The 13,762-nt window shown below is 62.6% G+C and carries 10 protein-coding genes; 1 reads left to right on the forward strand and 9 read right to left on the reverse strand.

Annotated elements, in window-relative coordinates:
• Positions 1 to 452: 452 nt before the first annotated feature.
• The 9 genes from ACFW0G_RS00115 to ACFW0G_RS00155 form a co-directional block, all read right to left on the reverse strand.
• Positions 453 to 1,712 carry a helix-turn-helix domain-containing protein gene (locus ACFW0G_RS00115; RefSeq protein ID WP_378322352.1) on the reverse strand — a complete coding sequence of 420 codons (1,260 nt, stop codon included), beginning with the start codon at positions 1,710 to 1,712 and terminating at the stop codon, positions 453 to 455.
• 175 nt (positions 1,713 to 1,887) lie between these two features.
• Positions 1,888 to 2,691 (reverse strand): MHYT domain-containing protein, encoded by an 804-nt coding sequence (locus ACFW0G_RS00120; protein WP_378322740.1) that lies wholly within the window; start codon positions 2,689 to 2,691, stop codon positions 1,888 to 1,890.
• Between the two features lie 60 nt (positions 2,692 to 2,751).
• A complete protein-coding gene (locus ACFW0G_RS00125) occupies positions 2,752 to 3,141 on the reverse strand; it encodes a DUF742 domain-containing protein (RefSeq protein WP_378322353.1) in 390 nt (129 codons plus the stop codon).
• Positions 3,138 to 3,566 (reverse strand): roadblock/LC7 domain-containing protein, encoded by a 429-nt coding sequence (locus tag ACFW0G_RS00130; RefSeq protein WP_378322354.1) that lies wholly within the window; start codon positions 3,564 to 3,566, stop codon positions 3,138 to 3,140. Before ACFW0G_RS00130 ends, ACFW0G_RS00125 begins: the two co-directional genes overlap by 4 nt.
• Positions 3,567 to 3,631: 65 nt before the next feature.
• Positions 3,632 to 5,941 carry a sensor histidine kinase gene (locus ACFW0G_RS00135; RefSeq protein ID WP_378322355.1) on the reverse strand — a complete coding sequence of 770 codons (2,310 nt, stop codon included), beginning with the start codon at positions 5,939 to 5,941 and terminating at the stop codon, positions 3,632 to 3,634.
• A gap of 1,258 nt (positions 5,942 to 7,199) precedes the next feature.
• A complete protein-coding gene (locus ACFW0G_RS00140) occupies positions 7,200 to 8,033 on the reverse strand; it encodes a DUF6114 domain-containing protein (RefSeq protein WP_378322356.1) in 834 nt (277 codons plus the stop codon).
• 50 nt (positions 8,034 to 8,083) lie between these two features.
• Positions 8,084 to 8,665, reverse strand: coding sequence for a DUF6230 family protein (locus ACFW0G_RS00145; protein ID WP_378322357.1), 582 nt, complete (start codon positions 8,663 to 8,665; stop codon positions 8,084 to 8,086).
• A 123-nt stretch (positions 8,666 to 8,788) separates the two neighbouring features.
• Complete coding sequence (locus tag ACFW0G_RS00150) at positions 8,789 to 11,095, reverse strand: MMPL family transporter (protein WP_378322359.1); 2,307 nt, start codon at positions 11,093 to 11,095, stop codon at positions 8,789 to 8,791.
• Position 11,096: 1 nt separating this feature from the next.
• Entirely contained in the window at positions 11,097 to 11,513 is a 417-nt protein-coding gene (locus ACFW0G_RS00155; protein WP_378322360.1) for a hypothetical protein, read from the reverse strand.
• Positions 11,514 to 12,418: 905 nt separating this feature from the next.
• Here ACFW0G_RS00155 and ACFW0G_RS00160 point away from each other — a divergent pair.
• On the forward strand, positions 12,419 to 12,958 hold the full coding sequence (locus tag ACFW0G_RS00160; protein WP_378322361.1) for a class I SAM-dependent methyltransferase: 540 nt from the start codon (positions 12,419 to 12,421) through the stop codon (positions 12,956 to 12,958).
• Positions 12,959 to 13,762: the final 804 nt, after the last annotated feature.

Raw genomic sequence — 13,762 nt, forward strand, 5'->3', positions numbered from 1 at the left:
TATGCGTGCTCGACGTGAAGGGGCTGACGGAGTTGGTCGTGTCGGAATAGGCCTCGAAGCCGGTCAGCTTCGGCGTCAACACCGCGGTGCCTGCCGGCCTTTTTCAGCAGCGAGCGCAGTTGCGCTCGGGTCAATTTCGCCTTGTGTGCCCGCCCCGGTATGGAGCCCGGCGACGCAGACGCTCGCGTCAGGACTGGCTAGAGCTCAGGCTGGTATAATTCCCGTTCGATCATCGCGTGCCCGTGAACAGAGAGGTGTGGCCAGGAGCGTATCGATGGCAGTTCTCCGTCCGCCCGGCCGTGCCCGAGTACTGCCGCTGCACAACCCATCATCTGGGGCAAGGAGGCTTCGTTTACTTGGTCATCTTTTTTGGATGGGCTGGCCGTCTGGACAGCGGGAAGCTTAGTGCGCGGACAGGCTGCTTGTTCAGCGTCGCGTTCGATGCCCTTTCGTCAATTCGATGTGGGTTCGCGACTTCCCGCGCGTTGGTATATGTCGAATGCGCGAAGGGCAAGTTCGAGCTCCAGGCGCGCGATGGGGTCAGAGAGTTGGTCGTTGAACAGGTTCTCGACTTGTCGCATTCTATAGCGCACCGTTTGCGGGTGTACTGCGAGTTCCGCTCCTACGTGGGTGAGGCTGCCACCCGTTTGCAGCCAGGCAAGCAGCGTCGTGCGCAACCGTACATGCTGTTTAGAGGTGAGGTCACGTAAGGGCGCCAGCCGGGTCTCGATGAGCTGCGTGGCCAGGAACGAGTCCCGCATGAGCCATGCTGTCAGCAGATGGTCGACGCACCATGTGGCCGGGGTCATCTTGAGGTGATCATCGGTAACTATTGTGGACACCTCAACCGCGAGTCGCAGGGACTTGGCGGCGTCCGCGAGCGGCACGGTGGGACCGATCATCGCGTGCCAACCGGCCAGTGACCGGGCTGCGTCGTTCCACCAGGAGCGTCCTCGTGGGTTCGGTACGAGCAGGCAGGGCACGTCGCGCTCTAGGTCGACGAGGTAGGACCCTGGCCAGTGTGCCGAGGGCCGTGCGCCTGAATCAACTATCCTGGATAGCGCCACACCGCATATCTTTTGTGGAATCGACCATCGGGCCTGCTGGGCAAGAGTCAATAGCGTGTCGTGAGAAATGGACGCGTCGCCGACGAGCATGTCAAGCAGGCGGCCGCGTGCGCGTTCGATGTTCCCTGCGGTACGTGTCTGTATTTGAGTGTATCCATCCACGGCGAGTCCGGCCAGTAAGTCCATGTGTGCAAGCGCAGCGTCGCCAAGCAGCCAGATGGTCCGCTGTGGCAGACCGGCGCGCTGCCCGAAGTCGATGATCCTCTTCCATGCAACGCGCATGCCGGTGCGAAGCGCCGATTGGAGGGAGTCGAGACTCCGCCCCTCGCGGGCTTCCACTCTGCCGAGCGCGCGGTACACTTCGGCGCGTTCGTCTTGCGGTAAACGAGGGTCGATGATCTGATCTGCGAACTGGCGTAGTGCGTGTTCGACGCCGAGGCGGATCTTTTGTGCGTATGGCCCGTCCAGTGCCATGCCATACTCGGGGATCGTCTCGCGAACCCGGCGGACGATTTCGTCTGCCAAGCTCGGCAGCTCAGGCAGGATCAGTGCACCTAAACCGCTTGGCAGTTCTTCGAATACTTGCGGGGCTCGTGTCCTTTTGGAAGGAAATGCATTTTCGGAAGAGTCATCGTCAGGGTGCATGGTGTTTCATCCCCTTTTCATAGGCATCCCTGAATTCGGGGGCCTTCCGGTTCGGCGAGAATACAGTTTGCAGGTACCTGCGTCGGGCGACCCACTTACTCTTTGTGCTGCTGGTAGGTATCCCGGCGATTGTTATAGTTGCTATGCCACAGGCGAACGGGCTGCAATAATCGTGTTAGCCGATCTTGTAGTTGGCCAGATGCTCCGTGGACAACTTGTCCTTGTCTGCCGTGTACTGAAACGACCACGGGCCTGGAGTAGGGGAAGTGCCCGTCACCAGTACAGCAGTGATTGGGACCGCCAGAGCGAACCCGGAAATTACGAACACAGGGAACACGAACGAGAAGACCTCGACGCCTGCTGGATGCGGTGCTGCTGCAGCCAGGTGTACCCGCACCGCGGCCATGCCCGTGTAGTGCATTCCTGTGACCGCGATCGCCATAACCACGCAGGCGAGCAATCGGTGGACGAGTAGATCGAGTTTCGCGGTAAACCACAGCGCGACGGTCGCCGCCACAACAGCGATGACGACCGATAGTGCTACCAGGGTCGGCTCGTAACTGATAGCGCCCTGGACATGCACGGCTCGCATACCGGTGTAGTGCATGATGTTGACCGCGAGCCCGGTGATTAACCCGGCGACTATCAGCCGCCACCAAGCGAAGTCGGTCCGGGCGTCGAACACGACAAGGCCCACGAACACGGCGATCACGGCGAGAACCGCCGAGAGCGCGGTATTCGGAATATCGTAGCGTACCGGCATACCGGGCGTAGCGAATCCCAGCATCGCGGTGAAGTGCATGATCCAGATGCCGACGCCGCCGATGGACACCGCGGCCATGCCGAGCCACGACAGACGCCCCTGCGAGGTGGTAGCACGACGGGCGCGGACGGCACAGGCAAGTCCCACTGCGCAGCCCAATGCTGAGGTCAGGTACGCAAGGATCATGAGCCACCGGCCCATGGCGAAATGCTCCATCTGATCCATGTCACTCCTTTTGTGCTGTCGGCGCAACCGAGGTGCACCGTGGACTGCTGTTCAGAGTTTGTGCAGTCCTTTGAGGACATTTTCAATCAGCTCAATCCGATTGTCCCAGGTCATGTTCTCGGTGAGCGTGTGGTGAAGATGTGCCAGGCCCGCACCGAGCAGGTCGCTGACCAGTACCCTGGCTACTCCGATTGGAACTGACATCAGAGCCGAGATCTCAGCCATGGACCGGGGTCGCAGACACAATCGGGTCACCACAGATCTCGGGTCGGCACTGTTGTGGGACAGGGCACTGCCGGTGAGCGTGGTCTGGACGAGTGCCTCGACAGGCAGGTCGGTCATTGGTTGAGTACGGCCTTCGGTCCAGGAGTATGGGCGCGCTAATGAAGGCGCGGCGCCGAGCGTAAGCCGCTCGGCATCTGGTTCGTGCACTCCCGTCATCGCTTCGCCTCGGAGCCCTGCGCCTGGCGAACCGGAGTGTCTACCATTTTCCCGACCTGATCCACTAGAAGAGTCATTTCGTAGCCGACCAGGCCAATGTCGCAGCCAGCGCTCGCCAGCACGACGAAGTGGGACCCGTCTCCGACCCTCATGAGAAGCAGGTAAGCCTGTTCCAGCTCGATGACCGACTGCACCGTCCGCCCAGCAGCGAACAGCGACGCGGCGCCGGCCGCGAGGCTCGCCAGCCCGGACCCGATGGCGGACAGTTGATCTGCTCGGTCGCGGGACAGTTGGGCGTCGGCTGCCACGAGCAGCCCGTCCGCCGACATCAGCGCTGCGTGCACCACTCCAGCGGTCTCTTGCGTGAATGTCGACACCAGCCAGTCGAGTGACGGCCGGGGCGAGTCCGGTAGTCGGGCGTCCATGGTCCCTTCCTGCCTGTGTTCGAGCGGTATGTGTACCGTGTCCCAGTGGCGTGGATGAATGGTCTTCATTCCTGTGCGGGGCTCTCGCTGATCGATGCCGGATCAGCTACGTGAGCCCGTGCTGCCCGGAGCCCTTGGCTATGCCGGACGAGGCTGCGTCGAATCGCGGTGGGGTCGCGAGATTCGATCGTGGTCTCGGCTGACACCTGTGGTGCCGGCGCCGCGCCAGTGGCGAGTTGCGCACCAGGTTCGCGTACCGGTAGGCCAGCCTTCGTGACTGCGGCGTTGTTTGATGGTTCGACGGTGCTGCGTGCCGCTCGCGCTGGCTCATCGGTCGGCATGAACCAGTCGGCCCAGCCGGTGGTGCTCGTGTGACGTCCGCGGTCGTTCTCCAGCCGCTCTGAGGCAGCCGGAGCAAAGACTGGAATCTTGGCTGGCGTATAGATGTCGCGAACCGAAGTCATCGGTTGGGTGTCTTGGATGGCCGACTCGTCACGTTGCCTGATTGCCGCCCCAGTGCTCGCCGCTGTGCTGGCCTGCTGGGTTTTTCCCTGTACGGCAGACAGCTCGGGAGACGAGGGAACGGCGTCGGTGACCACTAGTTCGGCGGGTAGATAAATGCTGGCGGTAATGCCGGAGGGCCCGGGATTTCGCCGTAGCCGCACCGTGACACCGAGTGGCGCGGCCAGCCGGCCGACCACGAACAGTCCCATCCGCCTTACCGTCTCCGGTCCGGCGAAGTGCATGGTTGCCAGCCGCTCGTTCGCCGCTGCAATATCCTCCGGTGCCATACCGAGTCCACTGTCGACAACCTCCATCAGCAATCCGCCGTGCGCAGTGCGCTCGGCGGTGAGGAGAACCTTCTTGTCGGGCGGCGAGAACCGGGTCGCGTTTTCGATCATCTCGGCGAGGATGTGCACCACGTCGGCTGCTGGCAGAGCAAGCACCAACGCGCTGGGCGCATTCCCGAACGCGATTCGTCGATAGTCCTTGACTTCGGAGGCGGCCGCGCGCATCAGCTCGGCGGCACTCACCGGGGCCCGGTCGTGCCGTGCAGGGTTGGCCCCGGCGAGCACTTGGAGGTTCTCGCCGTTGCGCCGCAACCGCGCGGCAATGTGGTCGATGCGAAATAGGAGGGCCAGCCGGTGCGGATCTCGTTCGTCCGCCTCCAACTCTTCAATCACCGACAGTTGCTTATCCACAAGGGACTGACTGCGCCGAGACAGAGTGACAAACATCTCGGTGACCTGCGCCCGCAGCTTCGCCTGTTGTCCGGCCAGACGAATCGCCTGCCTATGCACTTCCTCGAAGGCACGAGCGAGCTGGCCGATTTCCTCGCCAGTAGATAGCGACATAGGCTCGACCGATCGCCAGTCCACTGTCTCGCCGGACAGCACCCGGTCGAGGGCGTTGGGCAGCCGGCGGTGGGCTACCTCCAAGGCGGCCGAATGTAGTTGTTTCATCGGCATGACCAGGCTCCGTGCTACGTACAGAGCTACGACGAGAGCCCCGAGCAGCGCACCGAGCACCAATGCGGCATCCCGGAGCGCATCGGAGCGAGCCTGACTTGTCCGCGCCTCAACAGTGCTCGACAGCGAGTCGACAAGCTCACTAACGATGCCGCCGAGAGCGCTGAAGTCGGAGCCGATCGGCCCGATCATGTTCGACAGGCCTGCTGCACGCTCGCCGGTCAGTGCCTCCTCCACGGCCGTCCGCCGCTTCGCGGCAGAAGAGTTCGCCACGGCGAATCGAGAGGCGATACCGGGCGGAATGACACGCGCGACCTCGTCGCCGAGCACTACCGTTTCCGTTGCTAGCTGGCTAGCGGTCACCAGCGCGGCGTCCGTCCGCAGGGCCTGCGTCGCACTGCGAAGCTGGATCTGTTCACGCGCCAGACCACTCCGTAGCCGGAACAAGGCCGCGACGGCATTCGCGGTGGAGTTGAGACCGTCGTCGCCTGCGACGCTGACCGTCTCCGGGATAATCCCACTCAAGGCGAATACGAGACCGTGATACCTCCATGTATCAATTGCAATGTCCTGTGTACGGGCCTGACGACCGCGAAATTCCTTGAGCTGGAGCAGCGTCACCTTCAGATGCTGCCTGGCATCCGGGTTCATTTTCGCGAAATCGGCCTCGGTCGCGATGCCGGAGGACTTGGAGTCAACCTGGGCGGCAACTACCTTACTTCCAGCCCCCGATTCTCCTGCCTCTCTGCTGAGGAGGTCTGCCAATTCGGCGATTCCTCGCACCACAGGCAACTGGTCGCGCAGTGCGCTGAGAGTGTCTGCCCGCATAATCTCCGCACGTATTCGCGTACCAGCCAGACCCAGTGCCACAACTGCGGGTAACACCAGAACGATAGACACCTTCATCCATAGGCTCCAGCTAATAGGCCTCCGGATAGCCTTATGGCGCAGTCGTTTCCCTGGACCTTGGTTTCCCATGTGCAACCAAGCTCGATTCTTCTCTGACATTAAATCTCATGTGCGCGGATGACTGAACAAGGACATGCAACTCTAATAGGTGAACAAGGATGCTCGACCGACGAGACGTGCCCGAACGGTCTGACGAGTATCCACGGCAATCACGTGTCCGCCTTTCGTGGCACAGTAATAAGCTGATGCCGTGAATCGCTGTGATACCAAGACCTGATCGAGAAGAGAGCTGATCGCAGCAGGTCAGCGACTACCGGGCACCGTCGCCGGCATCATACTTCCGAGCACTTCTGCGTTTCGCCTTCTCAACGTCGGCCGTGGTGAAGTGGTGAACATCGATACCCCTTCTTACGTATGTGCTGCCAATATTCCGATGTCGGTCTTCGGTAGCCGTGCCAGCTAGCGGATTCGACGCGAAGCGGCCGTGGGCGCTGCAGGAACTGGCTGTTCAGCACAGGGTAGGGCACCTTGGGAACGCGGTGTTCACCCATGTGAACGCCGTCGTCGGCAGCCAGGCATCGAGGTTGGCCACGGCATCGGAGTGGCGGTGTCACCGCGCTGGCGGCGTAGGCCGTCGAGCAGCGCATGGGCGCACTGCTGTTGGACTGCCGCTGCGAGCCAGGTCGTGGTAATCAACGGCGTCTTCTCCGACTCGCGCACGAGCGCGGGCCAGCAGGTGCGCCGCATCCGTGTGTCCTGGGGCCGCCATTCTCCTGCCCACTGAGGGACCAGGCGAGTCGATTTCGGCGAAAGTTCGCTGGTTCCGGGCGCATCATGAGCTTCGGTGCCCGCCTCCGGAGACAGCGATCATCGCCCAGCGCTCCCTTCAGAGCCAAAGTATCTACCAGACACACCGTTGGAACGCTGGGAGGACCAACCAGACCGACCGAGCTGCCGGTCAGCCTCCAGGGGCCACCGCCACTGGCCCGCAGCAAGCCGCCCGTCCGGACCGACCTGGTCATGAGGGTGGACGCCACACATCTGGACCTGAGCCACCGGCCACAGAACACCGCTTGCAGTCCCGTCAGCCTGGAAATAGGCGTCCTCATGCCGTAACGGGCCGGTCAGCGTTCATCATGTTAGGCACGCTGACGGCCGACGTCCTCCCCGGACGGAAATGCGGCTACGACGGTTGATGGAGGGGGTAGAGCTTCGAGTAGAACGGTCATGTGGTGTGCGGTTTCGGCGCCGGCTTTCATCGTTGTCCTTTTGGTGGTGAACTCGTGCTTAGGGCGAGGCCGGGCATCGTAAGATCACCGTTGCGCAGTTGGACGTTGGTCGCGACCACGTCATCGATGGTCAACGTGCCCGGAAAGCCCAGGCTCAGCAACCGCACGATCCCTGGATCTCTGGGAGTTGCGGTGAAGGACTGCCCGAACAGCGTGCCGCTCAACCGCTCTACCAACAATGTCGTTCGGTCCCCGCCGATCGTCGTCCTGGCGGCTGCACGCAGAACGATTCGATCACTCTCGAGCACCAGGCCGGTGGCGGTGATCCCTCTGGCGGTGAAACGCAACGCAGCGCCCACCTGGCCTTCGAATTTCGGCTTGTCGAGCTTGAGTTGCCGTGCGGTCATCGAAGACGGCGGCGACGACGGTTGCGCTTCGGCCCGAATCGGCGAGAGAGCCAGAACAGGAACCACGGCCAAGATGAGCGCGGCCGCGGCCGCCCTGGTCCAGCCGATCGCTAGCGCGGCACCCAGAACGCCGCACCCGGTGCCGATCAGGAAGCCGCCGAGATTTGCGGTGACCAAGGCGGTCAGCGAGAGCAGCAGAGTGGCCACACCGGTCACGAAGCGAAACTGCGGGCGTAGCCATAACGCGCCGGCACCAAGCAGCAGCAATACACCGACCAGCAACGAGGAGACTCCGCCGAACGTGCTGATCGCAACGTAGACGTCGCCGAGTCGAAGACTCGCGTAGGGTGGGATCCCGATAGCCAGACCGGCGGCGGCCGTGAACACACCGGCGCCGAAGGGGCGTCCGCGCCGCCACCGAGCGAATGCAGCACGCCCGGTGGTGACGCGCACTCGCCACGTTCCGGAGCCCGTCCTGTCAGGCGCTCGTCTCCGCCGACGGCTCAGCATCCGCTGGCTCCCGCTGTCGCGGTCAGCCTCATGCCCTTCAGCGCCAGCGAGGTCGACGTTGTGGATGAAGCTATGGCCTTGACGCCGGTCACGGTGATCTCGGCGCCCTGCACGCCGAATCCGCCCGGCACACCGACAGCGCCGTCCGGACCATTCTTGAACTGGCCGGCGTCGACCCCGATGTCGGCCTTCTTCAACGCCAGATCGCCTATGAGGTTCTGGAGATTGAGGACGAGGTTCTCGGCCTGCGACGGCGAGCTGCCGCTGGCCGTGATCTTCACCGTGAGCGGTCCGAGCAGGGGGACATCGGGGGTCACAGCCGCCAGACAGAAGTCGCGCAGGCTGGCCGTCCGGAAGCCGGTTGAAACAGCCGCGCGGTTCTGCCCAGAGGCCGTGCGGTCGTTGCCGCCGAAGAGTACGAAACCAGTGCCGGTGAGCTCACCGGCCGACACGGAGAAATAGGACCCGGATACGGTGAACGATGCAGCAATTGCGCCCTGTGAAAGCCCGACGAGCAGAAATGCCCCTCCAACACCGCCTGCGGCTAAGGTGCCGACAAATCTATTCCAGAGCATGACAACCTCACTTCAGTTCTGCGACTCAATGGGAAACGTAGCAATTACGGGTGGGCCGTATGCAGTATTTCAGAGGCGAACTCCTTCCGGCGGGATCGTGTCTTCGGGCTGGTGGCGTCTACTTCACGAGAGACTCGACCTGACTTGGTGCCTGCTGTGCTCGGACAGATTTCTTCTTCGCAAGAATTGCGGAAGCCACCAGTTGGCGGCACCTGCGAGCGCCATCGTCACGGGCACGAGCACCATGCGCACCACGGTGGCATCAAGGATGACCGCTACCGCCAACCCAAAGCCGAACTCTTTGATCTCCAAAACGTCGCCGAATACGAAGCTTCCGAACACCGCGGCCATGATGGCTGCGGCCGCGCTGATCTGACCGCCAGTTCGCTTAAGCCCGACCGTGATCGCGTCCGCGGTTCCCCTGCCGGCGCACCACTCCTCGCGTATACGGCTCACCAGAAATACCTCATAATCCATGGACAGGCCGAACAGCATGACGAATAGCGCGATAGGTAAGTAGACTGGGAGCATATTGACGCTACGGAAGCCCAATATGCGCTCGCCGAAACCGAGTTGGAAGACCAGCACTGTCACCCCCAGCGCCGCTGCGGTGGAAACAATGTTGAGCGTGATGGCCTTTAGCGGGAGCAGTAGGCTACGGAAGGCGACGAGCAGATAGCAGAATGACAGTGCCAGCGCGACTCCAACTACTACGGGAATCTTGCCGCCGACCTCTGTCGACAGGTCCACATACTGCGCTGTCACACCACCGACGTGCGTCTGCAGCGCCGTGCCCGAGAAAGCACCGAGCGATGTTTTGTTGCGAATATCGTTCACCAGTGTAGCGGCCTCTGGGGAGTCGACTGACGATGTCGGTGCGACCCTTAAATAGGTGCATCTCCGGCCGTGGTCGAGATCGATGAGGCGTGTGAGCGCTCCCTGATGCGCCGACCGGGTAATGGCGTCCTGGAGCAGTTCGGCGGTGTGGCCACCTGTTCGTGCGTCCAGCACGTCTGTGAGCGAGGTGACGTCCGCCACGCGCTTGTCCGCCCGCAGCATCGAGGTCAGTCGAGCGACCGCGTCGAGATGCACGCTGTTGAGTGGGACGTGGGGATCGCACACGACGACGTCCACCGGCGCTACCGTCCCCGGGCCGAACGCACGGGTGAGAATCCTCTGTCCTTGGCCGGCCGGAGTGCCGGAAAGGGAAGCACTGCCCAAATCGAACCCTAGACTCATCGATGCTGTGGGTAACGCCAGTACGCCCAATGCCACGAATGCGGGGAGGGCCAGCCGCACGGGGTGCCGTAGCACGAATTGTGCCCATCTCGACCATCGACGGCTGCGGATGCGATGCCGTGCTCTCCGCTTGTGCAGCGCCCCGAGGTTCACCCCGTGCCCGAGGATGGCCAGCAGCGCTGGCAGGAGTGTGAGTGCGGCCGCGACGCAGATCGCCACCACCAGGCTCGACGTGAGTGCGATCTCTGTGAAGATGTGGCCGTCGATCACGGTTAGGGCGCCCAGAGCGACGATGACGATCAGACCTGACGTCACCACCGTCGCGCCCGAGGTACGGAGAGCCACGGCGACCGATTCGGCCACGTCACTGTGACCTTGACCGCGCCTTACCCGCTTGGCAAACTCCTCACGGAATCGACCGACGATGAACAGGGCGTAATCGATGCCGACGCCGGTCCCAATCATGCTGGCAACCACGGTGGCGAACCGGTCCAGGTGCAACGGAAGGGCCAGCAATCCTAAGAGTCCCAGACAGACCAGGACCGAGGACGAGGCAAGCACCACTGGGAGCGCTGCCGCGATCGGAGCGCCGAGCGCGATCAACAGGACCAGCAACGCGACAGATAGGCCGATTGCCTCAGACCTCGCCTGGTCACGCTCCTCCGCGGCGGATAGGTCGTTGTTCAGCGACGAGGGACCGGTAAGATATGCCTTGATCAGGTAACCGGCGGTCGCTGCCTCCAGCCGGTGCTGCACGTCCTTCGACGTTGCGGCTCGAGCTGTGTCGTCGCCGCTGATGCTGACCACGGCGAGGGCGACGCGCCGATCAGAAGCCACTTGGCCAGCTGCCTCGTAAGGGCTGAGCACGGCCGCGACGTGGGGCGACTGTCGTACGGTGTCGAGCACATCGGCGACCGTGGCACGGTACTCAGCAGTGTCGGCGCCAAGCCGTTCCGACCGGAACACCACCGCTTCCTGGGCGGAGCCGAGCTCGGGAAAGTTGTGCTCCAACAGCTCCGCCGTTTGCGAGGACTCGGAGCTCGCGACCGAATAGTCGGGCACGCCAAGGCGAGCGTCGAGCTGAGCGTAGGAAGTGCCGGCGGCCGCGAGCGCTACCAGCCACGCGCCCAGCGTCAAAAAGCGGTACCGCGCGACGAGCAGGCCCCACCGGTTCAACAGTGTTGACAGCATGTCACGGTTCCACGTCAGCCCCGAGGCACAGCACCTGGCCGGCCACCCACTCGCCGATCGACGACCGCGTTCGCCGCTGCACGTATTTCTTCGTGCTGCCGGTCGGACGGGGAACAATCCACTTGCGTGTGAGCAGCACGATGTCGACTGGTAAGTCGAGGGTCCACATGCAGACCTGCTGGGCAACGATCTGCACCGGGTGCCCGACGTCGTTCTTGATGAGTACGACGATGATGCCACCGGCCGGGTAGCGGATAGCAGTCTCGCACACGATCGTCTCGTGCGCCGGGTGCATGAGGATGGTCGCTCGGCGCCTGGCCAGCGTGATCTCGCCGAGCGTACCTTCCTGTAGAAGCGATCCGTCGTCGTCGGCCAGGCCCATATGCATGCCTTCGACCGGTCCGCCGACGAAGAACATGGCGGAGTCCCGCGGGTATGACGGCGTCGACGGGGTAGCGCCTGCGCCATCCGGCCCGAGGAGACGAGCTATCTGACCGCATTGATCCTGTGCCGGCTCCACCAGGCCGCACCCATGGCACACGTGCACGAGCGAACCGACAGCGAAGGACTTGCGTTCAAATACTGTAAACTCGCCACCGCGGGGACGGCCGCAACGTCGAGTTCTGCTCAAGCAGATGTCACTCCTGGACGGTAGATCGGAGAGGAACAAACTCCGTCCCTCCAGGAGCGACCTGGGAAATGGGCTTGATGGGGAAACCGCAAGAATCCACGCCTTGGCATACGGTGGATCCATCCGCCGTGCATATCCTTGGGGCAGTAGATACGCTGCTCCTTGTTCGCCGCTTAGGCAACGTTGCGCGATGAATTTCTGCGAGGGGAACAGCGTGGACTCGACGGCGCGGTTGAATTCAGTTGCTATCCAAATATACCTCTCGGCTCTTCGCATGAACGAACGATATGAGATGTCGATCGTTCCATGCAACCACTACTGTTGCCGGAGTCGACGCAGTCATCATAGTTGTACTGCTCTCAACAGTATCCTTGTAACATTTGGATGTTGATGATGAACTTTGTGCCCGCTCGCTGGGTAGCCTTTGTGGAGCTTGCGCGAGGCTCCCTCAGGTGGCCACATTGAATTATGAAGAAACCCTTATTGGACGTAGCACAACGCGGTCCACGCCTCATGCAGGGGCGACCAGATCACCCCGCTAGCTCGCAGGGCACGTTGACCTTCCTGACGGCCATCCAGTGGTCGCCAGCGGACAAACTCAAGCTCTGATGTCACGCCCTTACATACTGCGGATCCACTCCGTCTGGTGGCAGCCAACCCTTGGGTGGTTGCTTAGGGGCGGCGCTCCGCGCATGACTGGCGAGCATGACATCGTCCGCTACCGATTAGCACCTCGCTACAGCGCTGCTATCCCCGCCTTGGGTTGCGGCCTGGGGCTATTTACGTCTCCTCTCGCCGATGCCGTAGGCGCCAACGGTCTCGTCGTTGGTGTCGACAACTCGCGGAATGTGATCGACCACGCGACGCAACCGGTCTCGGAATCAAACGTCGTCTCTGTGCGAGCCGATGTCAGCGCTCTACCTTTTCGCGACAGCGCCTTCGATGCCGTCTATTGCCTGGGCACACTCGACATGTCCACCGACCCGATGCGCACACTCAATCAGGCCGTCCGCGTGTTGATACCGGGAGGACGGCTCGTCATTGTCGCCAGTCGCCTGCCGAACAATATTGCCAGCCCCGTATTGCAACAATGGTACCGCCGTGCTTTTGGCAGGCGACTGTTCGGCCACTCGGAGCTGACAGGCGCATTGGAAGACCGTAGAATCGAGCAGATCGGACAGCATATCGCCGGGTTCACACAGTTCGTGTGGGGACGGCGCCCGAAGACGTAGGTTATCATGACACGAACGGTTTCCGCGACCATCGGCGTGCTGAACAACTCGCCGCTCAGCTACCAGAAACACGCAGAGATACACCAGTTCTCCCGGGCACGTGCGGCGTGGCTGGGGAAACCGTGTCCGATCCCGGCCTGGTCGGGCAAAGCCTTGTCCGCTGCGGCCGTCTTTGCGGGTGTTCGCAGTGGCGCTTCGGAATCCTCGTTCCCGGAAAATCACGCAAGCGGTGGAAATCGTCGACGTTCGGGACCACACCAGGGCGTTCTGCCGCCTTGCTGCCTGGACGCGGCGCTCCGGTGAACCAGCCCTGAACAGGCGATGCAGGCACAGCACAGCACGCTCCGCGCGCTTGTGGCGGCTGTCACCGCCACGCCTGGGCACTACGCCAGCGACCTCGACTCGAGGCGCTGCTCCATTGGCTCGGCCACCACACGCTGGTCGTGTGCCCACCGGGATTAGCACGACACCGGGGTCCATTCTGAGCGCACTCCATTGACCAGCACTCAGGATTAAGCTGACGAGGTCGTGCGACGATTCGATGCGACGGTGTGGAGACGGTTTTCTGAACGCTCGGGTCCCGACGGCGTCTCGAGATACCGAAGGTCATGGCGGCATGCTCACCGGCCGGTGGCGATTGCTCAGCCTGACCGTCATCGTTGTTCGGCTCACCGCCGGGACGACAACGACGCTAAGGGGCGCCGCAGAGCTTGGGGTTGTTGCGCGAACGCTCGATTCTCTCCCCGGAGCGGTTTCGGGTCAACGGTCGAGACGGGCGGCTGGGCGCCGGTGCGGGCATTGATC

The organism is Amycolatopsis sp. NPDC058986, from assembly GCF_042741125.1.
In the GTDB taxonomy this organism is placed as follows: Bacteria; Actinomycetota; Actinomycetes; order Mycobacteriales; family Pseudonocardiaceae; genus Amycolatopsis.

Coding starts and splice junctions, on each gene's coding strand:
- ACFW0G_RS00150 (WP_378322359.1), bottom strand. CDS start 11,095: ATGCTGTCAACACTGTTGAACCGGTGGGGCCTGCTCGTCGCGCGGTAC.
- ACFW0G_RS00160 (WP_378322361.1), top strand. CDS start 12,419: ATGACTGGCGAGCATGACATCGTCCGCTACCGATTAGCACCTCGCTAC.
- ACFW0G_RS00125 (WP_378322353.1), bottom strand. CDS start 3,141: ATGACGGGAGTGCACGAACCAGATGCCGAGCGGCTTACGCTCGGCGCC.
- ACFW0G_RS00120 (WP_378322740.1), bottom strand. CDS start 2,691: ATGGAGCATTTCGCCATGGGCCGGTGGCTCATGATCCTTGCGTACCTG.
- ACFW0G_RS00130 (WP_378322354.1), bottom strand. CDS start 3,566: ATGGACGCCCGACTACCGGACTCGCCCCGGCCGTCACTCGACTGGCTG.
- ACFW0G_RS00115 (WP_378322352.1), bottom strand. CDS start 1,712: ATGCACCCTGACGATGACTCTTCCGAAAATGCATTTCCTTCCAAAAGG.
- ACFW0G_RS00135 (WP_378322355.1), bottom strand. CDS start 5,941: ATGAAGGTGTCTATCGTTCTGGTGTTACCCGCAGTTGTGGCACTGGGT.
- ACFW0G_RS00155 (WP_378322360.1), bottom strand. CDS start 11,513: ATGTTCTTCGTCGGCGGACCGGTCGAAGGCATGCATATGGGCCTGGCC.
- ACFW0G_RS00145 (WP_378322357.1), bottom strand. CDS start 8,665: ATGCTCTGGAATAGATTTGTCGGCACCTTAGCCGCAGGCGGTGTTGGA.